The sequence below is a fragment of the Allobosea sp. NPDC055594 genome, assembly GCF_053618995.1.
Genome location: NZ_JBSHIO010000006.1, coordinates 207,495 through 228,670, shown reverse-complemented (window position 1 = coordinate 228,670; position 21,176 = coordinate 207,495). Strand labels below are relative to the sequence as shown.

Annotated in this window: 21 protein-coding genes; 11 read left to right on the top strand and 10 right to left on the bottom strand. The window is 66.5% G+C overall.

Going from position 1 to position 21,176, the window contains the following annotated elements; translation table 11 throughout:
• Positions 1–1,011: a hypothetical protein gene (locus tag ACWGRX_RS14655; protein ID WP_452118128.1), complete on the top strand. Its 1,011-nt coding sequence runs from the start codon at positions 1–3 to the stop codon at positions 1,009–1,011.
• Between the two features lie 30 nt (positions 1,012–1,041).
• Here ACWGRX_RS14655 and ACWGRX_RS14650 read toward each other — a convergent pair whose 3' ends face one another.
• Together ACWGRX_RS14650 and ACWGRX_RS14645 are read right to left on the bottom strand one after the other, a co-directional pair.
• The gene (locus ACWGRX_RS14650) at positions 1,042–1,935 is read right to left on the bottom strand and encodes an alpha/beta fold hydrolase (protein ID WP_452118127.1); all 894 of its coding nucleotides are present in this window, start codon (positions 1,933–1,935) and stop codon (positions 1,042–1,044) included.
• Between the two features lie 152 nt (positions 1,936–2,087).
• Positions 2,088–4,229, bottom strand: a complete 2,142-nt coding sequence (locus ACWGRX_RS14645) for a lytic transglycosylase domain-containing protein (RefSeq protein WP_452118126.1) — start codon at positions 4,227–4,229, stop codon at positions 2,088–2,090.
• Between the two features lie 179 nt (positions 4,230–4,408).
• Between ACWGRX_RS14645 and dapA the strand changes: the two genes are divergently transcribed.
• A complete protein-coding gene (gene dapA / locus ACWGRX_RS14640) occupies positions 4,409–5,302 on the top strand; it encodes a 4-hydroxy-tetrahydrodipicolinate synthase (protein WP_291639528.1) in 894 nt (297 codons plus the stop codon).
• A 53-nt stretch (positions 5,303–5,355) separates the two neighbouring features.
• Positions 5,356–5,829, top strand: a complete 474-nt coding sequence (gene smpB, locus ACWGRX_RS14635; protein ID WP_291639530.1) for an SsrA-binding protein SmpB — start codon at positions 5,356–5,358, stop codon at positions 5,827–5,829.
• A 186-nt stretch (positions 5,830–6,015) separates the two neighbouring features.
• On the opposite strand, the gene ACWGRX_RS14630 is transcribed toward smpB, so the two are convergent.
• The 4 genes from ACWGRX_RS14630 to lepB all read right to left on the bottom strand — a co-directional run bounded on the left by ACWGRX_RS14630 (position 6,016) and on the right by lepB (position 9,220).
• Positions 6,016–6,642, bottom strand: a complete 627-nt coding sequence (locus tag ACWGRX_RS14630; protein WP_291639532.1) for a LabA-like NYN domain-containing protein — start codon at positions 6,640–6,642, stop codon at positions 6,016–6,018.
• 181 nt (positions 6,643–6,823) lie between these two features.
• Positions 6,824–7,735: a GTPase Era gene (gene era / locus ACWGRX_RS14625; RefSeq protein ID WP_452118125.1), complete on the bottom strand. Its 912-nt coding sequence runs from the start codon at positions 7,733–7,735 to the stop codon at positions 6,824–6,826.
• A complete protein-coding gene (gene rnc, locus ACWGRX_RS14620; protein WP_452118124.1) occupies positions 7,728–8,504 on the bottom strand; it encodes a ribonuclease III in 777 nt (258 codons plus the stop codon). Before rnc ends, era begins: the two co-directional genes overlap by 8 nt.
• Positions 8,456–9,220, bottom strand: a complete 765-nt coding sequence (lepB, locus tag ACWGRX_RS14615) for a signal peptidase I (protein ID WP_291639537.1) — start codon at positions 9,218–9,220, stop codon at positions 8,456–8,458. The genes rnc and lepB overlap by 49 nt, the downstream gene beginning before the upstream one ends.
• 213 nt (positions 9,221–9,433) lie before the next feature.
• Between lepB and aqpZ the strand changes: the two genes are divergently transcribed.
• From aqpZ to ACWGRX_RS14600, 3 genes are all read left to right on the top strand, one after another.
• Positions 9,434–10,126: an aquaporin Z gene (gene aqpZ / locus ACWGRX_RS14610; RefSeq protein WP_452118123.1), complete on the top strand. Its 693-nt coding sequence runs from the start codon at positions 9,434–9,436 to the stop codon at positions 10,124–10,126.
• A gap of 227 nt (positions 10,127–10,353) precedes the next feature.
• Positions 10,354–10,659: a hypothetical protein gene (locus ACWGRX_RS14605; protein WP_452118122.1), complete on the top strand. Its 306-nt coding sequence runs from the start codon at positions 10,354–10,356 to the stop codon at positions 10,657–10,659.
• A gap of 107 nt (positions 10,660–10,766) precedes the next feature.
• Positions 10,767–11,801, top strand: a complete 1,035-nt coding sequence (locus tag ACWGRX_RS14600) for a hypothetical protein (RefSeq protein WP_452118121.1) — start codon at positions 10,767–10,769, stop codon at positions 11,799–11,801.
• 13 nt (positions 11,802–11,814) lie between these two features.
• On the opposite strand, the gene acpS is transcribed toward ACWGRX_RS14600, so the two are convergent.
• Entirely contained in the window at positions 11,815–12,219 is a 405-nt protein-coding gene (gene acpS, locus ACWGRX_RS14595; RefSeq protein ID WP_452118120.1) for a holo-ACP synthase, read from the bottom strand.
• Positions 12,220–12,337: 118 nt separating this feature from the next.
• The gene (locus ACWGRX_RS14590; protein WP_452118119.1) at positions 12,338–13,090 is read right to left on the bottom strand and encodes a pyridoxine 5'-phosphate synthase; all 753 of its coding nucleotides are present in this window, start codon (positions 13,088–13,090) and stop codon (positions 12,338–12,340) included.
• Positions 13,091–13,241: 151 nt separating this feature from the next.
• Here ACWGRX_RS14590 and ACWGRX_RS14585 point away from each other — a divergent pair, with 151 nt between their 5' ends.
• Positions 13,242–14,978, top strand: coding sequence for an ATP-binding protein (locus tag ACWGRX_RS14585; RefSeq protein WP_452118118.1), 1,737 nt, complete (start codon positions 13,242–13,244; stop codon positions 14,976–14,978).
• A 34-nt stretch (positions 14,979–15,012) separates the two neighbouring features.
• Here ACWGRX_RS14585 and ACWGRX_RS14580 read toward each other — a convergent pair whose 3' ends face one another.
• Positions 15,013–15,723, bottom strand: a complete 711-nt coding sequence (locus ACWGRX_RS14580; RefSeq protein ID WP_452118117.1) for an FMN-dependent NADH-azoreductase — start codon at positions 15,721–15,723, stop codon at positions 15,013–15,015.
• A 118-nt stretch (positions 15,724–15,841) separates the two neighbouring features.
• On the opposite strand from ACWGRX_RS14580, the gene ACWGRX_RS14575 reads away from it, so the two are divergent.
• The 3 genes from ACWGRX_RS14575 (at position 15,842) to ACWGRX_RS14565 (ending at position 19,643) form a co-directional block, all read left to right on the top strand.
• Positions 15,842–16,729, top strand: coding sequence for a LysR substrate-binding domain-containing protein (locus ACWGRX_RS14575; protein WP_452118116.1), 888 nt, complete (start codon positions 15,842–15,844; stop codon positions 16,727–16,729).
• Positions 16,730–16,855: 126 nt separating this feature from the next.
• Positions 16,856–17,245, top strand: coding sequence for a DNA-directed RNA polymerase subunit omega (rpoZ, locus tag ACWGRX_RS14570; protein ID WP_291640156.1), 390 nt, complete (start codon positions 16,856–16,858; stop codon positions 17,243–17,245).
• 181 nt (positions 17,246–17,426) lie between these two features.
• Complete coding sequence (locus ACWGRX_RS14565; protein ID WP_291640172.1) at positions 17,427–19,643, top strand: RelA/SpoT family protein; 2,217 nt, start codon at positions 17,427–17,429, stop codon at positions 19,641–19,643.
• Positions 19,644–19,762: 119 nt separating this feature from the next.
• Here the strand turns inward: ACWGRX_RS14565 and ACWGRX_RS14560 are convergent, their stop codons facing one another.
• Positions 19,763–20,605 carry a LysR family transcriptional regulator gene (locus ACWGRX_RS14560; RefSeq protein WP_452118115.1) on the bottom strand — a complete coding sequence of 281 codons (843 nt, stop codon included), beginning with the start codon at positions 20,603–20,605 and terminating at the stop codon, positions 19,763–19,765.
• Between the two features lie 112 nt (positions 20,606–20,717).
• On the opposite strand from ACWGRX_RS14560, the gene ACWGRX_RS14555 reads away from it, so the two are divergent.
• Entirely contained in the window at positions 20,718–21,101 is a 384-nt protein-coding gene (locus ACWGRX_RS14555; RefSeq protein ID WP_452118114.1) for a tautomerase family protein, read from the top strand.
• Positions 21,102–21,176 lie beyond the last annotated feature (75 nt).

Genomic DNA, 21,176 nt, shown 5'->3' with positions numbered 1-21,176 from the left:
ATGCTATATCTTGCGCTCCATTTCGTCTGGTTCCTGGTCGCAGCCTTCGCGATCGGCCTGGTGTTCGGCTGGTTGACCAGCCGCGATGGTCTGCGAACCCTGTTCGGTGGTCCGGCGATGCTGGTCGCCTTGCTCTGGGCCGGCGCCGCCGCGCTGGTCTGGCTGCGCGTGCTGAACAACCAGCCGGCCTTCTGGGTCGAGACCGGGCTGCTCTATGTTGCGGTCTATGCGGCCGGCTGCGTCGTCGGCTCCCTGCTCAAGGGGGCTGCGGCGGTCCCCGAAGCAGCGCTCGCCCTGCCGGCGCCACGTCTGGCGCTGCCGCAACCGGCGCGCGCCTTGCCCGCCCCGGGCATGGCGGCACGGGCCGGCTCCGCGGTCGCGCCAGAGCCAGCGCCCATGCCCAAGCTCGACGGTGAGGAGGCCATTGTCGGGCTCCGGCCGGCCGGCTATGTCGCGGCGCGCGGCGGCGCCGCCGACGATCTCAAATTGATCAAGGGCGTCGGGCCGCAGAACGAGGAGCGTCTGCATGCGCTCGGCATCTGGCATTTCAGCCAGATCGCCGCCTGGACGCCCGCGAACGTCGAATGGGTCGGCGCCTATCTCGCCTTCCCCGGGCGGATCGAGCGTGAGGAATGGGTCGCACAGGCCAAGGCGCTGGCCGGCGCGGCCCCAACCGCCGATCAGGCCGAGCCGGTGGCCCTGTCCGGGGCTGCTCTCGAGGGCATCTGTCCGGGCAATCTTCTGTCGGCCGCGCGCAGCGGCAAGCCCGACGATCTGACGTTGATCGATGGGGTCGGCCCGGTGGTCGCCGAGAAGCTGAACCGGCTCGGCATCTGGCATTTCGACCAGATCGCCCCGCTCGGCAGCGAGGAATTGCGTTATCTCGCCCATCATACCGGTTTTCCCGGACGCGATGTCGCCGAGCAATGGCGGGTCGAGGCCCGCATCCTCGCCGCCGGCGGCGAGACAGCGCATTCGCGCGCCGAGAAGGAGCGGCGCGGCAAGGATTGACGGCCGCGCCCGCTCGCGAAACGGGCAGGCTCAGGCGGCGTGCTTCTCCGCCCGGCCGATCAGCCGGCCGATCCGCCTGGTCATGTCGCGGCTGCCGAGCAGCGGGGCGTGGCCCTGTCCGGGCGCGGTGAAGATCTCGCAATGCGGATGGCGCTGGCCCATTTCGAGCAATGTCTGCTCGGCCAGGAGGTCCGAGTTCTCGCCGCGGATTGCCAGTACCGGGACGTGGTTGAGGGCTGCGAAATAGGGCCAGAGAACCGGAAGAGGCGCCTCGAGATCGAGCTCCTCGAGCGTCTTCAGCAGCCTGGGATCATAGTCGGGAACGAGCGTGTCATTGCGCTGCTTCCAGGTGCGCCGCGCCATGATCTCCCATTCGGCATCGCCGAACAGCGGGAATTGCTGGTCTGCGAGCCGCTTCAGGATCTCGGCCCCCTCAGCGAAGCTGCGCGGCGTCGGCAGCTTGCCGACATAGCCGCGGATGCGCAGCAGCCCGCGCGCGTCGATCACCGGGCCGACATCGTTGAACACCACGCCCTTGATCAGGCCGGGGCGCGCCACTGCGAGCGCCATGGTCAGGAGCCCGCCGCGGGAAGTTCCCACGAATGCGGCTTCCTCGATGCCGGTGGCGGCGAGAACCTGCATGAGATCGTCGAGCTCGACGCGGATCTCGTAGTTGCGCCAGTCGCGGTCGTATTCCGAGCCGCCGCGTCCGCGATAGTCGAGTGCGAGAACCCGCCGGGGCTGCGCCGGGTCGCCGGAAAGCGCCAGTGCCAGCTCGTGGAAATCGGCGGCGGTGCGGGCGAGGCCCGGCAGGCAGACCACGGGCAGCGACAAGGCCGCAAGCGAGCCATAGTCGCGCACATGCAGCTTCAGCCCGTCGCGGGCGCTGATGAAGAGCGAGCGGAATCCGCTATCGGCGTCCATGGCGACCCATGTTTTCCAGCTGCGCCATTCCGGAACTGCTCCGCATCGCGGCAGCCGGAATGACGCGTGTTTTCAGGTGACGGGAACGGCGCATTCACGCTGCTTGTGACATGGCTCGCCTGCCATGGCCAAGGGCCATGGTGCCGTTCGCCTCACTCGCGCTTGCCGCCGCGCTTCAGATCCTGGTCGATCATGTAGGCGGTGCGCTGGTTCAGCCGCTGGCGATAGACCTGCAGGTTCTCCATGACGCGCTGGACATAGTTGCGCGTCTCGGTAAACGGGATGCGCTCGACCCAGTCGACGGCATCGACCTCCGGCAGCCTGGGATCGCCATAGGCGGTGATCCATTTCTTCACATTGCCAGACCCGGCATTATAGGCGGCGAAGGTCAGGATGTAGGAGCCGCGCCAGTCGCCGAGCAGGTCGTTGAGATGGGCGGCCCCCATCTGCGCCGAGTAGAGCGGGTCCCTGGTCAGGCGCTCGAGCTCGAAGGGCAGCTGGGCCCGCCTTGCGGTCTCGCGCGCCGTTGCCGGCATCATCTGCATCAGGCCGAGCGCTCCGGCATGCGAGACCGCCGCCGGATCGAAGGCGCTTTCCTGGCGGGCGATGGCATGGACGATGGCCCGCTCCATCGGATCGCCGACGGTCGGGAATTCCGGCACGCCGAAGGTCGGGAACGCCGCCTCGTCGAGGGGGAAGCCGCGCTGCAGCGCGATCTTGCCGATGGTGAGCAGAGTCTTGGCGTCGGCGCGCTGGCGCGCCATGTCGGCGATCGCCTCGAGCGCAGCGGTATCATGCAGGCGTTGCGACAGGTCGATCAGCATCTGGCCGGCAAGGTCGGGCGCTTCGATGTCGTAGAGCAGCATGGCCGCCTTGAAGCCGGGCAGATGCGCGAGCGGCGCCGCGACGGTGCGGCGGACCGGCAGGTCGTTGAGGCCGAGCCGGGCCCGGGCGAGCTGGCCGTAATAGGCGACGGGGTGCTCGGCGGCACGGGCATAGAAGGCTTGTGCCGCCTCGGCCTTGTCGAGCGCGTCGGCTGCGCGGCCCTGCCAATAGGCGGCGCGTGCCACCGAGATCGGCGTCTCCGCGATCTTGGCGGCCTCGGCGAAATGCTTAGCCGCCCGCTCGGCGTCCTTCTCGAAGCGCAATGCGATCCAGCCGGCATGCCATTCGGCGTCGATGCGTTCGGCGGCGTCCTCGGCGCCGTGGCCGGAGATGACCGCATAGGCGGCCTTGGCGTCACCCTCGTCGAGGAGCTTGCGGGCGACCAGCCGACGTTCCGTCCACCAGCCATCGCCATCGCCGAGCAGGGCCGGATCGCGCGGGATATCGGCCAGGGCCTTGGCCGCCTCGGCCGCCTTGCCGCTGCGGCGGGCCTGCTGCGCCTGCAGGAAGGCGAAGGAAATGTCCTTCTTCAGGGCGGCCGGCACGGCCTCGATCTGCTTTTGAGCGATCGGCCCCTTGGCCTTTGCCGAGGCAAGCCTGACTTTCGCCAGCGCGACATAGTCCTTCGACACGCGGGCGGCATTGCGCAGTGCCGCTTCGCCATTCCCGGCGAAGAGATAGCGCTCGGCGCGCAGGCGGTGATGGGCGGGCGTCAGCTTGTCGCCGAAATTGTCGAGGACGATCTTCTCGAGTCCGGCGCCGAGATGGTCTTCCAGCCAGGTTCGGCGCGCGAGCGCGAAGGCCTCGTCCTGACGTCCCTCTGCGGCCAGTGCGCGGGCGAGCGCGACGCGACCGGCCGGGCTGATCGGCTCGCGGCCATGGAAGAACCGCCGGATGGTGTCGGGCCGGCGCCGGTCGGTGACCAAGGCCGCTTCGGCCCGGCGGCGGAAGGGTGTGGTGCCCGGGTAGTTCGGGAATTCGTCGAGAAACTCGGCGATGCGTTCGAAGCTCACGACATTGGTCAGGCTGCGCAGCGCGACCCATTCCAGCATGCCGCGCACCGCCTTGTCGTCGATGCCACGGGCGATGCCGTCGCCTTCCTCGAGTTTGCCGGTGCGATAGGCGGCGACCGCCTTCTTCAGTGGGGCGAGGTCGATCCGCTCTTCCGGCTGGATGATTTCGGCCGGGGGGAGGGGCGAGGCGGGCGGCTCCGTCTGCGGCGCGAGCGAGGCGGTGACGCCGACATCGACATTGCTGCTTCCGGCATCTGCTGCGCGCGTGTCGACGCTCGCCAGTCGCTCCTCCTGGAAGGGGTGCGAGCCGTCTGGACCCGCGGTGCAGGGTCCGGTTGCCACCAGAATGAGCGTCAGGCCAGCTCCGAAGAACCGTCGGCCCGGCGATAGCGCCATCAAGGGGTCCCCCCAAGCAAGCCGGATCGTAGCAGTAAGCCATGCTCCCGCAGGGAGCTTTACGAAGTCCTAACTATGCGGCCACGATTTTTGATGGGTTGCCGGCTTTGCGGACTGCGGCTGAAAGGCTATGTCTGTCGCCCGTTTCTCGCGCAACTATGTCGATTTCAGGACCGCCCATGACCAAGCATGCGCCTTTCACCGGTTCGCTCACTGCGCTGGTGACGCCGTTCAAGGACGGCAAAATCGATGAGGCATGCCTTCGGGCGCTGGTCGACTGGCAGATCGAGAGTGGCAGCCACGGGCTCGTGCCCGTCGGCACCACCGGCGAGAGCCCGACCCTGAGCCATGACGAACATGGCCGCGTCACCGAGATCGTCATCGATCAGGCCAAGGGCAGGGTGCCGGTGATCGCCGGCGCCGGCTCCAACAACACGATCGAGGCGATTTCGCTGGCCAGGCATGCCGAGAAGGCCGGCGCGCAGGGCGTTCTGGTGGTGACGCCCTATTACAACAAGCCGACCCAGGAGGGCCTGTACCAGCACTTCAAGGCGGTGAACGACGCGATCGGCATCCCGATCATCATCTACAACATCCCGCCGCGCTCGGTGGTCGACATGTCGGTCGAGACCATGAAGCGGCTCTACGAGCTGAAGAACATCGCCGGCGTCAAGGACGCCACCGCCAATCTCGCGCGTGTCTCGCAGCAGCGCCATGCCATGGGGCCGGACTTCATCCAGCTCTCGGGCGAGGACATGACGGCGCTGGCCTATATGGCCGCCGGTGGCCATGGCTGCATCTCGGTCGTCGCCAATGTCGCGCCCAAGCTCTGCGCCGAGCTGATGGTCTGCGCGCTGAAGGGCGACTATGCCGGCGCGCTGAAGCTCCAGGACCGGCTGGTGCCGCTGCATGACGCGGTGTTCAAGGAGCCGGGCCTGGCCGGAGCCAAGCACGGGCTGAAGCTGCTCGGCCGGGCCGGGGAGGAGGTCCGCATGCCGCTATTGCCGGTGACGCCGGCCACTGGCGAGATCATTCGCGGCGCCATGGTTCACGCCGGGCTGCTCAATGCTTAAGTGAGGCTGTCGGCGGCCGCCAGTCGCGGCCGCCGGACGCCGGAGTTTCCTGAATGACCAAGCCTGATCCCGAGCGCTACAAGCTCGCGGCCGATAATCGCAAGGCCCGCTACAACTACGCGATCACCGAGACGCTGGAAGCCGGGATCGCCCTGCAGGGCACCGAGATCAAGTCGCTGCGCGGCGGCAGGGCGACGATCGGCGAGAGCTATGCCGGCCCGATGGGCGACGAGCTCTTCCTGTTCAACGCCCATATCCCGGAATATCTCGAGGCGAACCGCTTCAACCACGATGTCCGCCGGCCGCGGAAGCTGCTGCTGCACCGCCGCCAGATCAACAAGCTCATGGGCGCGATCCAGCGCGAGGGCTTCACCGTGATTCCGCTCAAGGTCTATTTCAACGAGAAGGGCCGGGCCAAGGTCGAGCTCGGTCTCGGCAAGGGCAAGAAGCTGCACGACAAGCGCGAGAGCGAGAAGGCCCGCGACTGGAACCGCGACAAGGCGCGAATCCTGAAGACCGGCGGATAGTGTCGCCGCGGCTATTCTAACCCGACCATCATCGTCGTTCCGGACAAGCGGCGCAGCCGTTCCGCTCCGGAATCCATCCTAGGACGCAGAGCCTTGCGATGGATTACGGCGCTCCGCTTCGCTGCGGCCGGAATGACGGGAAGAGGCGGGCTGAGGCATTTGGAGGGCGAACGAACTATTGGGCTCTCAGCTGTCGGTCGGCTCGTCGCTCTGGCGGATGCCGTAGCGCCGCTCGAGACCGGGATGGCTGGGAGCGCCATGGCCGGCGGGACCGCGCGGACTCCGCTCGGTGGGATCGCGCCCGACCTTCTGCATGAGGTTGCCGAGCTCGACGAACTCGTCGCATTGCCGGCGCAGATCGTCGGCGATCATCGGCGGGCTGGTGTTGATGGTCGAAACCACCGAGACCTTGACGCCCTTGCGTTGCACCGCCTCGACCAGCGGACGGAAATCGCCATCGCCCGAGAAGAGATAGATATGGTCGAGATAGGGGGCGAGCTCGAGCATCTCGATCGCCAGCTCGATGTCCATATTGCCCTTGACGCGCCGGCGCCCACTCGCGTCGGTGAACTCCTTCGCCGCCTTGGTGATGACCCGGTAGCCGTTATAGTCGAGCCAGTCGACCAGCGGGCGGATCGAGGTGTATTCCTCGCTCTCGATCAGGGTGGTGAAGTAGAAGGCGCGGATCAGGTTGCCGCGGCCCTGGAACTCCTTGAGCAGCCGGCGATAATCCATGTCGAAGCCGAGCTGCTTCGAGGTCGCATAGAGATTCGCGCCGTCGATGAAGAGGGCGATGCGTGACTCGGCTGCCATGGCAATAACTCCCGCTCAAATAGGCTTCGACAAAAGGGATCGAGAAAAATGACGGTCTAACAATGTCTATTGACGGTCGAAATTCCGGCGCGGGCGGGAAATTCCGTGGCACCTCGCCGGAGCGGTGCCTGCACGGCGCCCGGCTGGCGAGGTCATTATCCTCGCCGCAGGGGCGTGCGCCTCAGCCCTTCGGGAACTCCAGCCCCATTTCGCGGTAGCGCTCGGGATCGTCGCTCCAGTTTTCGCGGACCTTGACGAACAGGAACAGGTGGACCTTCGCCTCGGCCGCTTCGGCGATCTCGACGCGAGCCTTCTGGCCGATCGCCTTGATCGTCTGTCCGCCCTGGCCGAGCACGATCTTGCGCTGGCTTTCGCGCTCGACATAGATCGTCTGCTCGATCCTGACCGAGCCGTCCGGCCGCTGCTGCCAGCTTTCGGTCTCGACGGTCGAGCGATAGGGCAGCTCGTCATGCAGCCGCTCGAACATCTTCTCGCGCGTGATCTCGGCAGCGAGGAAGCGCAGCGGCGCATCGGAGATCTGATCTTCCGGATAGAGCCAGGGACCAGGATTCAGCCGCGTCTCGAGCCAGGTCAGGATGTCCTTGATGCCGTAGCCGGTCAGGGCCGCGATCATGAAGGTGGTCTCGAACTTGTCGCGCTCGTTGAGCTGCGCGGTGATCGTGAGCAGCTTCTCCTTGGCGACCGTGTCGATCTTGTTGAGGATCAGGAATTTCGGCTGCTTCAGCTCGGCGAGCTTCTCGAGCAGCCGGGTGTTCTCCTCATGGTCGAAGCGCTCAACATCGATCAGCACGCCGATCAGGTCGGCATCGCTTGCGCCGCCCCAGGCACTGGTCACCATGGCGCGGTCGAGCCGGCGCTTCGGCGCGAAGATGCCGGGCGTGTCGACGAAGATGATCTGGGCCGGGCCGGACAGCGCGATGCCCCGTACCTGGGTCCGCGTGGTCTGCACCTTGCGCGAGACGATCGAAACCTTGGCGCCGACGAGCTGGTTCAGCAGCGTCGACTTGCCGGCATTGGGGGCGCCGATCAGCGCGACGAAGCCGCATCGGGTCGGCAATTGAGGCTCAGCCATGCTCGCCCTCCGCATTCTCGTTCCACAGGCCCTGCCGGCGCAGGAGTGTTTCGGCGGCGGCCTGCTCGGCGAGACGCTTCGAGCGTCCCTCGGCTTCCGCTTCCACCAGGGTTCCGATCCGTACCACGATCCGGAACACCGGGGCATGGTCGGGCCCGGAGCGGCCGAGTTCGGCATAGGTCGGCGTCGGATGGCCCTGGCCCTGCGCCCATTCCTGCAACGCCGTCTTGGCGTCGCGCAGCGGCGTTGCGGGCTTGAGGAGGCGCTGGCCGAAGCCGGCCTCGACCAGCTTGCGGGCGGCCGCATAGCCGCCATCGATGAAGACGGCGCCGATCACGGCTTCGCAGGCATCGGCCAGGATCGCCTTGTTCTTGCGGGCGCCGGCCAGGATCTCGCCTTCGCCGAGCCGCAGATTGGGGCCGAGCTCCCAGGTCGTGGCGACCTCGGCACAGGTTTCCTTGCGCACGAGATCGGCGAGGCGACGTGACATGTCGCCTTCCTCGGCCTGCGGGAAAGTGGTGAACAGCATGTCGGCTATGGAGAGGCCGAGCACCCGGTCGCCCAGGAATTCGAGGCGCTGATAGCTGGCCAGCCGCCGCTGATCGGCGCTCATATGGGTCAGCGCCGTCTCCAGCAGGGAGCGCTCGGCGAAGCGATGGCCGAGCCGTGCTTCCAGCCGCGCGAGATCCGGCAGCTTGCGGCCGGTTTCACCAGGTTTCGTCACTTGATCGTCGTGAACATGCGGCTCCAGCGCACCGTCCAGGGCCATTCCCAGAGGCGCCAGGCGGAGGCGCCTTCGTCGATCGAGAAGAAGATGATCTCGGCGCGTCCGACGAAATTCTCGAAAGGCACATAGCCGACGCTGCGATCGCGCGAATCCAGCGAGTTGTCGCGGTTGTCGCCCATCATGAAGAAGTGGCCGGCAGGAACCTGGAAGACCGGCGTGTTGTCGAAGGTGCCGGTGTCGCCCTCGCGCTCGATGATCTGGTGGCTGACGCCGTTGGGCAGCGTCTCGCGATACTGGATCGCCGGGGTGGTGCGGCCCCATGGGTCGGTGGTGACGAAATCGGCGATGCGCTCGCGCTTCACCGCCTGGTTGTTGATGTGCAGCACGCCGTCGATCATCTGAATCCGGTCGCCCGGCAGGCCGATGACGCGCTTGATGTAGTCGGTCGAATTATCGCTCGGCAGCTTGAACACGGCGATGTCGCCGCGCTTCGGCTCGGCAGCCCAGATTCGTCCCTTGAACAGCGGCGGGCTGAACGGCACCGAGTGCTTCGAATAGCCATAGGTGTATTTCGAGACGAACAGGTAGTCGCCGATCAGCAGCGTCGGGATCAGCGAGCCCGAGGGAATGTTGAAGGGCTGGAACAGCAGGGTCCGGATCACCAGCGCGATCAGCAGCGCCTGGACGACGACCTTGACCGTCTCCAGGAACCCGCCTTCGTCCTTGGCCTTGCTCTTGATTTCGGCGTCGTTGGCCACAAGGGGCTCCCGCTGGCTACCTGTTCGAATGCGCGGTCTAGCCGAATGTCGGGCGAGGGACAACGCGCATCGCGTCACGGCCTCGTGCGCGGTGCAGCCTCCGGAAGGCGCATGGCCGGCTTGCTTGGTGCGCGGGAAGGAAAGCGATCCGCGTTGACGAAAGTGCCGCGCAAGAACAGTCTTGCCGATGACTGACGTTTTGGGGGAATCAACATGAGTGCAAAGAAGTATGCCGCCGAAGTCATCGGCACCTTCTGGCTCACCTTCGCGGGCTGCGGCAGCGCCGTGATCGCCGCCGGGTTTCCGCAGGTCGGCATCGGTTTGCTCGGCGTCGCGCTCGCCTTCGGCTTGACCGTCGTGACCATGGCCTATGCGGTCGGCCATATCTCGGGTGGCCATTTCAATCCCGCCGTGACCATCGGCCTCGCCGCCGGCGGCCGCTTCCCTGCAGGGCAGGTGCCTGCCTATGTCGTGGCGCAGTTGATCGGCGGCATCGCGGCCGCGGCGGTACTTTACTTCATCGCCAGCGGCGCTCCCGGCTTCGACGTCGCCAAGGGCTTCGCCTCCAATGGCTATGGCGAACACTCGCCCGGCAAATACGGGCTCGGCTCGGCTTTCGTCATGGAATTCGTGATGACGGCGGTTTTCCTCTTCGTGATCTTCGGCGCGACCAGCAAGCAGGCTCCGGTCGGCTTCGCGCCCCTGGCGATCGGTCTGGCGCTCGTGCTGATCCATCTCGTCAGCATTCCTGTGACCAACACCTCGGTGAATCCGGCGCGCTCGACCGGCCCGGCGCTGTTCGTCGGCGGCTGGGCGATCTCGCAGCTCTGGCTGTTCTGGCTGGCCCCGATCCTCGGCGGCATCTTTGGCGGTGTGCTCTATCGCTGGATCAACGACGAGGCCTGATGGCCGTTTTACAGAACGCCCCGTGGGCTAGAGAAGGCAGTGCAGCGCTGCCTTTTCCGGCCCGCGGGTGGCAATGAAAACCTCGCCGCGCGGCGAGGTTTTTCTTTGCACGCAGGATGACTATTCTCCTTGATATACACGCAATAGTGGCGCAATCTCCCTGCGCTATCCGATGTCGCGAGCATGACTTGCGACGAGCGGGTGGTCGATTGCGGGGGGGCATCGAGATGTCTCAGGGGGCAGACGACCGGCCAAAGATCGGCATTGTACAGCTCCAACAGGCGATTGAAGCAATTGCGGTCTTCGGCGCGGCGGGGGCGCGCTCGCCTGAGGATGTCGATCTCCTGCAAAGAGCGTTCAAGGACGCCGCCAGAACTGTGACGATGCCGGCTCCATCCTCGGCGCCGGGCCCGGGGCCGGGCGCGGCGATGGGCGAGCAGTCCAGGGCGTGGATCGGCATCGATCCGGAGGACGGCAGGGTCATGAAGATTTTCATCGATCCCTGGCCTCCGGTCCTCGGACCGAAAAAGTGACCGCATCGTAGCGGCGATACTCCTTGACCGGCGCCATCCTGCAAGGCTGCCGGCTTCGGGACGTTCTTCAGCGGACCATCGAGACAATCAGGCAATCGGAGCGGGCAATGGCGGCCGTCTTCTTCGAAGTCGAGATCGACAGCGCGAGCGGGGCGTTGCTGCTGAAGCCGGTGCCGGGCGCGGCGCCGTCACCGGTGGCCGACGAACTGGGCAGGCGGTTTCGGACGTTGTTCGACCGTATTCGCGTGCGGGTTCCTCCGACGCCGGGGCGTGCCATTTACCTCAGCGGCCTGCTCGACGAGGTCAAGGCCGCGCTCGAAGGCGGCGATCTCGATCGTGGCAATGCTGCCTACGAGGCCTTCTCGCAGGAGGACCTGCGTATCCGCTATTTCAAGACCTGGATCGACGACAATGGCGATCTGCATGTTTCGGCGCCGCCCTGGCTCGAAAATCCGGTGCCGCCCGATGTGCGTGTATTCCTGGACCGTCTCGAAAACGCCTGCCGCAAGGTCGGCTTGCTGGTGAAGGGCGAGGCGGCGCGCAAGCATCATTTCGCCGCGCTGGAAAGCCATGCCAAGCACGGGCTGGAAGAGGGGCAGATCAGCAATGCTATGCTTGCCCTCGGCCATTTCGAAGCCGAGTTCGTGGCGGAGGAGGGGCCGGCGATCCGCAAGCGCCATTTGATCGCGACTTTGCGGACAGCCCTGTGGGTCGTCGTCGGCGTCATCCTTCTGAAATCGCTGCTGCCGCATGCGGTGCAGCTCCTCGCAGCCTATCTTCCGGGGCTCGCCGTCGCGAACGGCTTCATGGCGACGGTCATGTTTCTGGCGATCGGCGTCTGTCTCGGGGTCGTGTTCTTTGCGTTCGTCCGCAATCTGACCCTGAGCTTCGACAGTCTCGGCAATTTCGACGCGGCGCATCTCTCGCCATGGTTGCGATTCACGCTCGTCGGGGTGATCACCGCGCTGCTTTGCATCCTGATGAGCGCCGGGCTGCTCAGGCCCGAAATCAACGATCTGAAGTTGTACGAGTACAGGAGCGACGTCTATGCCGCGCTTCTGGTCGGCATCCTCTGCGGGTATAGCGACACCACCATCACGCAATTGTTGACGGGCGTGCTCGACCGCAAGCTGTCGCCCTGAGCGGTAGGCCTCTTCAGGCTTGCTTCGGCCTGGCCTCGATCACCACGAAGGCCTGGGCCATCGGCGGATCGTCGGTCAGCGAGACATGGACGATGGCCTCATGCCCTGGCGGGGTCATCTGCGCGAGCTTTGTCGCGGCGCCGCCCGTCAGCTTCATGGTTGGCCGGCCGCCGGGCAGGTTGACCACTTCCATGTCGCGCCAGAACACACCATGGCTGATGCCGGTGCCGAGCGCCTTGGCGCAGGCCTCCTTGGCGGCGAAGCGGCGGGCATAGGAGGCCGCCCGGGTCGCCCGGCGGTCCGATTTCGCCTGCTCGCCTTCGGTGAAGATGCGCTGCGTGAAGCGTTCGCCGAAACGCGCCAGCGAATTCTCGATGCGGCGGATGTCGCAGAGGTCTGAGCCGATGCCGAGGATCATGCCGAGGCTTTAGCCGATGAGGACTTCGCTGGGAACTCCACCGTCATTGCGAGGAGCGCAACGACGAAGCAAGCCAGGGCGTTTCTCTGGATTGCTTCGCTTGCGCCCGCAATGACGATCATCCGGCGGCGCGGCCCTCGTCCATCGCCCGGCGCATCGTGGCCAGCGCGGTTGCCAGGCCGACGAAGATCGCCTCGCCGATCAGGAAATGACCGATGTTGAATTCGACGAAGCCGGGCACGGTCGCGAGCTTGCGCGCGGTGTCGTAGTCGAGCCCGTGGCCGGCATGGACCTCGAGGCCGAGCGAGGCGGCGAAGGCGGCGCCGCTGGCGAGGCGCTGGAATTCAGCCTCGGCCTTGTCGGCATGACCATCGGCGACGGCGTGGCACCACGTGCCGGTGTGGAGCTCGACCACCGGGGCGCCGAGCTTCGCCGCCATCGCGATCGGTGCCTCGTCCGGCTCGATGAACAGCGAGACACGGCAGCCGGCGGCCGCCAGGCGCGTGATCGCGGGGGCGAGAGCTGCCGCCTGACCGACAACGTCGAGCCCGCCCTCGGTGGTGCGCTCCTCGCGTTTCTCCGGCACGAGGCATGCGGCATGCGGCTTCAGCTTCTCGGCGAGGCCGATCATCTCCTCGGTCGCCGCCATCTCGAAATTGAGCGGCTTGGAGAGTTCGCGTGCGAGCCGCGCCATGTCGACGTCGCGGATATGGCGCCTGTCCTCGCGCAGATGGGCGGTGATGCCGTCGGCGCCGGCGGCGATGGCAAGATGGGCGGCGCGAACCGGATCGGGCAAGGCACCGCCGCGGGCATTGCGCACCGTGGCGACGTGGTCGACATTCACACCAAGGCGCAGGCGGTTCTTCGGCATCGTCACGCTCCCCAGATCCTGCTCCAGCCTCTACGCCCTGGCCGGCTCCGGCTCAAGGCAACGGAGTTGATCGGCTTCTTCAGCGTTATTGATCGGTCGCAGCGCCATCAGCGATTTTTTCGCGCCGGCCGCCTGTGCGGGGAGCGATCTGTTGTTAAGGCCTGCGCGCTATTCTGCGGCGATGCAGTACTCCGTCTCGGACCGAAAACATTTCGAAGCGGACGTTTCGCCGGATCGGCGCGACGCCAGCCAGTCACCCGATCGGTCGCTGGGCCGGGTGGTTTCGTGCTCAGGCGCGCGCGCGACCATCGCCGCTACGGTCTCCGGGCCGGCCCTCGGTCCGAACAATATCTGGGCCGTCGGCCGCCTGATCTCGATCAATCTCGGCGAGAGCCGCATCGTCGGCATGGTCTATCAGATGCGGGTGATGAATCCGGGCTGGGAGGAGAGCGGCGCGAACGCGATCGGCATCGAGGTCGAGCTTCTGGGCGAGGTCGTCGACCGGCCGGATGGGAGCTGCCGTTTCCAGAGCGGCATCTCGACCTATCCGCCGCTGGGCGCGCTGGCGCACCGTATTCGTTCGCGCGACCTTGCCGCCGTCCACGATCTCGGGGGCCAGGAAGGCGCAGAGATCGGAACCTTGTCGCAGGACGGCGCAATTCCTGCGACGGTCAGCGTCGAGCGCCTGCTCTCGCGCCATTTCGCCGTGCTTGGCACCACCGGGGTCGGCAAGTCGAGCGCGGTCGCCCTGTTGCTGCGCAAGGCTGTGGCGGCGAAGCCGAATCTGCGCGTGCTGATCCTCGATCCACACAACGAATACGCCCACGCCTTTCCCGAGAATTCGGTCCGTATCGACGCCCAGACGCTCGACCTGCCGTTCTGGACCTTTCGTTTCGACGAGTTCGCCGACATCGTCTTCCGCGGCCGCCCGCTGGTCGAGGAGGAGGCCGAGATCCTGCGCGAGGTGATCGCCGTCGCGCGCAGCCGTTACCGCAGCGGCGCCGCCCACGATATGGCGCGCGACCTCGGCAGCAGCGTGCTGAAGCGGCCGCTCGATCTGGGCGCGCGCCGCCCGGCGGAAATGGGCGGAGCGGCGGGCCTCGCCGTGCCCTATCGCATGGTCGATCTCTTCGCTGCGATCGACGAGCTGATCGGCCTGCACGAGCAGCGCTATCCGCGTACTGCGCTGCGCTCGCTGCGCGTGCGTCTGGAGACGCTGCATGCCGATCCGCGCTATGGTTTTCTCTTCGCCCATGCCAACAGCATCGAGACGATCGCGCCGGTGATCGGCCAGATCTTCCGCGTGCCGCATCAGGGCCGGCGGGTCACGGTTTTCCAGCTTGCCGGCCTGCCTTCCGAGGTGGTGAACGCGGTAGCCTCGAGCCTGGCGCGGTTGGCCTTCGATCTCGCAATCTCGAGCCGGGGCGGATACGAGATCCTGCTGCTTTGCGAGGAGGCGCATCGCTACGTGCCGCACGATCCGAGCCTGGGTTTCGCGCCGACGCGCCACGCCATCGCCCGCATCGCACGGGAAGGCCGCAAATATGGCGCCTATCTCGGCATCGTCACGCAGCGCCCGGGCGAGCTCGATCCGACGATCCTGTCGCAATGCTCGACGGTCTTCGCCATGCGCCTCGCCAATGACGCCGACCAGCAGATCATCCGCGCGGCGATTGCCGACGCCTCGGCCAGCACGCTTGCCTTCCTGCCTTCGATCGGCAATCGCGAGGCGATCGCCTTCGGCGAGGCGGTCGCGACGACGATGCGCATGCGTTTCCTCGACCAGCGACCGGAGGAGCTTCCGGCCATGGCTGGTCACGGGTCGGGAACCGCAGGCCGGCCGGAGCTCGGCCTCGAGGAGCTCGTGGCCCGCATGCGCGGGCTCTGATTGCCGCAGATCGGGGGGCGCCGCCGCCGATGCGTCAGGCCGTTTCCAGCGCCCGATCCGCCGGCGCAGCGGCCTGGTGCACGAGCTTTGTGACCAGCCCGTCGATGGCGGTCTCGGCAGCGGCAATCGATGCGCGCAGACGTTCGTCCGCGAACTCGTCGTATTCGATGGCGATCGCATGCGTTTCGGTGAGGCCGATATAGCCCATCGGCACGGTCAGGCTGCGTTCGACGAGATTGATGGCCTCCAGGCGCCCGCCGGCACCGTAGCCGTAATCGCCGCGCGAGGAGAGGATGACCAGCCGCTTGCCGGCGGGCAGCATCGGCCAGTACGGCTCGCCTTGCCGGCTGCGGTCGAAGCCGAAGGTGACACCGACCCGCACGACATTGTCCACCCAGGCCTTGAGCTGCGCCGGAAGGCCGAAGTTGTACATCGGCGCACCGATCACGATCAGGTTGGCACGGAGAAGCTCGCTCGTCAGCAGGTCGCTCTCGGCGAGCAGCGCCTGCGCCGGGCCGTCTCGGCGTTCGGGCCGGGTGAAGGCGGCAGCGATCCAGTCGCCGCTGACGGGCGAGGGCTGCTGCTGCCCGACATCGCGATAGGTCAGGCTGTCCTGCGGTCGCGCAGCTCGCCAGCGATTGACGAAGCGATCGGTCAGTCGACGGGTATGCGACCCGCGAGGATCAGTTCCAGACCGCCCGGGGCGGGCGCTGGCATCGATCTGCAGGATGTGAAGCGGTGTCATGAGGGGGCTCCATGAAGTCGAATTTCTCATGCGAAACTCTCGCTTCTCCTCAGGTATCGCTCTAAGAAATTGCAGACAAAAGCGAATTTCTCAGCCGATAGATGATTTCAATTCAGCCATGAGCGCGATCCGGAAACTCCCGCCGCTCGGTGCGCTTCGCGCCTTCGAGGCGGCGGCTCGGCATCTGAGCTTTCAGAAGGCCGCCCAGGAGCTGGCGGTGTCGCCGACCGCGGTCAGCCATCAGCTTCGCTTGCTGGAAGCCACGCTCGGCCTTTCGCTGTTTCATCGGCATGTCCGGCGCGTCTCGCTGACCCCGGCCGGCGAGCGGCTCTATCCGGTGCTCAGGGATGGCTTCGACGATTTCGCGCGCGCCATCGCCGATCTCGGCCCGCAGAGCGAGGTCAGGGCGGTGACCGTTACCGCGACGACGCTCTTCACTGCCCGCCGCCTCATTCCGGCTCTGAACGCCTTCCAGGCGCAGTGGCCGCAGATCACGCTGAGGCTGCATGCCTCGGATGCGACCGTCGATCTGTCGCGCGATACGGCCGATCTGGCGGTGCGCTACGGCCCAGGCCCGTTCGCAGGCCTCGTTTCGGAACCCTTGTGCCAGGAACGTTTCGGGGTCGTCTGCAGCCCCGCGCTCGGCATCCAGGGGCCGGCCGACCTGCGGGGTGTCACACTTATTCATTCGGAGTGGCAGCGCCGGGACTGGCAGCCGGATTGGGCGCGGTGGCTGGCCGCGGCCGGGATCACGGGGATGAACGCCGAAGCCGGCCTGCGCTTCACTGACGAGAACCACGCGATCCAGGCGGCGATCGCCGGCCAGGGTGTGGCGATCGCCAGTCTGGTCCTGGTCGAGGACGAGCTGTCCCGCGGCGTCCTCGTCCACTCGTTCGGGCCGGTCGTCGAGGGACATTCCTATCATCTGCTCGCCACCGAGGAAGGCGCGGCGAGGGCCGACGTCCAGGCCGCCCGGCAGTGGCTCAAGTCGGTCGCGGCGCCGTGACGGGCATGGGTGCCTGCCGGCGGCCCGCGCAGGGCGGCGTAAAACCTTGCATCTGTGGCGTTCTGCCTGTAAGAGCGCCCTTCATCGTTTCCATCGCATCGACGACATCTGGAAGGAGCCCGCGGGATGGCTCGCGTTACCGTTGAGGATTGCATCGACAAGGTCGAGAACCGCTTCGAGCTCGTTCTGCTCGCGAGCCATCGCGCCCGCATGATCGCCTCCGGCTCCTCGATCCTGGTGCCGCGCGACAACGACAAGAACCCCGTCGTTGCCCTGCGTGAGATCGCCGAAGAGAAGCTGACCCCCGAGGATCTCAAGGAAGATCTGATCCATTCGCTGCAGAAGCATGTCGAGGTCGACGAGCCCGAGGCCGACCCGGTGCCGCTGCTGACCTCGCAGTCGCATGTCGCCACGCCCGATTCGGAAGTCCAGTTCGACCGGATGAGCGAAGAGGACCTGCTGCGCGGCCTCGATGGGCTCGTGCCGCCGACCGAGAGCGCCGACGACGAGGACTGAGCGCATGCGCCTCGGCCAAGGCCGGGCAGTGTGAACAATTGTTGACGATGATTGCTAAAGCCCGGCCCTGCCGGGCTTTTTCATGCCCGATGCGCGGCATACCGCCTTGCCGCCCGGCAGGCCTATGCAGATATTGGATGAATTCTATGACGGCGATAGGCGGAGCGGGGCCCGCATGGGCATGATGCGGCAATACGAGCTTGTCGACCGGGTCAAGCGCTACAATCCCAACACGGACGAGGAGCTCCTCAACCGCGCCTATGTCTATGCGATGCGTGCGCACGGCACGCAGAAGCGCGCCTCGGGCGATCCCTTCTTCGCCCATCCGCTGGAAGTCGCGGCGCTGCTCACCGATCTCAAGCTCGACGACGCCACCATCGTCGCGGCCGTCCTGCACGACACCGTCGAGGACACCGAGGCGACGCTGGAGGAGATCGAGAACCTCTTCGGTCCCGACATCCGCCGCCTCGTCGACGGGCTGACCAAGATCAAGAAGCTCGATCTCGTCTCCAAGAAGGCGGCGCAGGGCGAGAACTTCCGCAAGCTGCTGCTCGCCATCGTCGACGATATCCGCGTGCTCCTGGTGAAGCTCGCCGACCGTCTGCACAATATGCGCACCCTGCACTACATGGCGCCCGAGAAGCGCCTGCGCATCGCCGAGGAGACGGTCGAGATCTATGCGCCGCTCGCCGGCCGTATGGGCATGCAGGAATTGCGCGAGGAGCTCGAGGAGCTCGCCTTCCGCCACATCAAGCCGGAAGCCCACGAGACCATCACGAAGCGACTGGAGGAGGTGACCCAGCGCGAGGGCCGCGTCATCAGCGAGATCGAGAACGATCTCAAAACCAAGCTCGCCGAGCGCGGCATCGAGGCGCAGGTCTATGGCCGGCGCAAGCGCCCCTATTCGATCTGGAAGAAGATGGAGCGCAAATCCGTCTCCTTCGAGCAGCTTTCCGACATTTTCGGTTTCCGCGTCATCGTCGAGAAGCCCGAGGACTGCTATCGCGTCCTCGGCATCGTGCACATGACCTGGCCGATGGTTCCCGGTCGCTACAAGGACTACATCTCGACGCCGAAGCAGAACGACTACCGTTCGCTGCACACCACCGTGGTCGGTCCCGGCCGCCAGCGCGTCGAACTGCAGATCCGCACCGACAAGATGGACCGCGTCGCCGAATACGGCATCGCCGCCCATGCCCGCTACAAGGACGGGCGTACCGCCGGCGCGATCGGCGAGGCGGATGAGAGCCGCGCCTATCAATGGCTGCGCCGCACCGTCGATCTCCTGGCCGAGGGCGACAACCCCGAGGAGTTCCTCGAGCACACCAAGCTCGAGCTCTTCCACGATCAGGTCTTCTGCTTCACGCCGAAGGGCCGGCTGATCGCGCTGCCGCGCGGCGCGACGCCGATCGACTTCGCCTATGCCGTCCATACCGATGTCGGCAACACCGCGGTCGGGGCCAGGATCAATGGCCGGATCGCGCCGCTCCTGACCGAGTTGCAGAACGGCGACGAGGTCGAGATCACCCGCGCTGAGGGGCAGGCGCCGCCGGCTGCCTGGGAATCGCTGGCCGTCACCGGCAAGGCCCGCGCTGCCATTCGCCGTGCCACCCGCGCCGCCGTGCGCCGGCAATATGCCGGGCTCGGCCGCCAGATCCTCGAACGCGCCTTCCAGCGCGCCGAACGTGCCTTTTCCGACGAGAAGCTCAAGGCGGCGCTGAAGCGCCTTGCGCGCAGCACCGTCGACGATGTCTTCGCGGCCGTCGGCCGCGGCGAGATGTTCTCCGGCGACGTGGTGAAGGCGGTCTATCCGGATCTGGAGCCCGAAAAGCGCCTCGCGCTCGATGCCAAGAGCAAGGGCGGCGCGGCCGGCAAGGGCTGGTTCGAATTGCGCCAGGGCGGCGAGAACCTGAAGTTCAAACTGCCGGAAGAGAGCCCCGGCGCCGATGCGATCCCGATCCGCGGCCTCGGCGGCGACCTGCCGGTGCGCTTCGCGCCGGGCGGCGGCGCCGTGCCGGGCGACCGCATCGTCGGCATCCTGACGCCGGGCGAGGCGGTGACGATCTATCCGATCCAGTCGCCCTCGCTCGCCGCCTTCGACAACGAGCCGGAACGCTGGCTCGACGTGCGCTGGGACCTCGACGACAAGCGCCCGCAGCGCTTCCCGGCGCGCATCCAGCTCAACTCGATCAACGAGCCGGGCTCGCTCGCCCAGATCACCACGACGATCGCCGAGCATGACGGCAATATCGATGCGGTTCAGATGGTCCGTCCGACGCCGGATTTCACCGACGTCACCATCGACCTGACGGTCTGGGACCTGAAGCACCTCTCGGCGATCGTCAGCGAGCTGCGCGAGAAGCGGGTGATCAGCCGGGTCGAGCGGGTGGTGGCGTAGGCGCTTCCGTCATGGTCGGGCTTGTCCCGACCATCCATGTCTTCCTTCGGGCAAGGCGGTGTTCAAGACGTGGATGCTCGCCACAAGGGCGCGCATGATGGTTCGAGATACGGTTTTGTTCACCCCGCCCGGAACGCCGCCGCGAGTTCTCTGACGAAGGCGTTGGCGCGCGGCGTCACGACATTGCTGCGTAGCACCACCTCGGAGGCACCGAGAACGGGCAGGCCCCACGCGGCGCCGACATCGACCGACCCGCGTGGCGCGATCCGTGCCGCGAGCGGCGAGACGCCGAGCCCACCTTCCACAGCTGCGAGCACCGCCGCCATGCCGCCGCCGATGAAGGATTCGCGCCAGGGCCGGCCGGCGTGTTCCAGCGCTGCGACGGCATGCAGCCGCAGGCGGCATTCGGCGACGAGATTGACCAGTGGCAGCGGCCCGTCGGGCCGTGGCAGGGCAGGGGCTGCGAACCAGCCGAAGACGTCGCGGCGCAGCACTTCGCCCGTCCGTCCCTGGCCGAGACGCAGTATGACCGCGACATCGAGTTCGCCACGCTCATAGGCCACCTCCAGCGCTGCGGAAGGCTCGATCCGCAACCCGATGACGAGGGTCGAATCCTGCCGTGCCAGCCGCGCCAGCAGGGTAGGGGCGTCGGCGCCGACCGCCTGTTCGCTGATCCCGATCATGATGCGTTCGGCGGGCTGCCGGAAGGCCTGAAGGGCTCGCTCATGCGCCGCCATCAGTTCGCGTGCGGCCGGCAGGAAGCGCTCGCCGTCCGGAGTGAGCCGGACCAGCCGGGGATGGCGCTGCAGCAAGCTCTGGCCGAGGCTCGCCTCGAGCCGCTTGATCCTGGTGCTGACCAGCGACTGCGCCGTGCCGAGCGCTTCGGCCGCGCGGGTGAAGCTGCTGAGTTCGGCCGTGCGCAGGAAGGCGCTGACGGCGTCGAGATCGAGCGTGGTGGTCATATGATCATCAATAGATATCACTGATATCATCATTGATACGATTTTCGGATTTATGGGACAAGCCTAGCTTTGGGGTGTTCGCGGGCTCGCCCGCTTGCCAACGGAGTTTGCAATGCCCCTGATCCGAATCTCGATGCGCCGCGGCCACCCGGCCTCGCATCCCGCCGCCATCGTCGACGGTGTCTATCGCGCCCTGCGCGCCACCTTCGAGGTCCCCGAGAACGACCTGTTTGCCGTCGTCCATCAGCATGAGGCCGAGGAATTCGTCTTCGATGCCAACTATTTCGGTTTTCAGCGCTCGGACCGTCTGGTGATCGTCCAGATCACCGTCGCCAACACCCGCGGCGTCACCCAGAAGAAGGCGCTCTATGCCGCGATCGCCGCGAACCTCCAGCGCGAGCCGGGGCTTAGGCCGGACGACATCTTCATCAGCCTGGTCGAGGTCAAGCGCGAGGATTGGTCGTTCGGCGGTGGGATCGCTCAGTATGTGGCGTGACACTTTTCCAGTAAGTCATCCCGGACAAGCGGCGAAGCCGCGCCGATCCGGGATCCATGCCGGAGTGGATCAGGA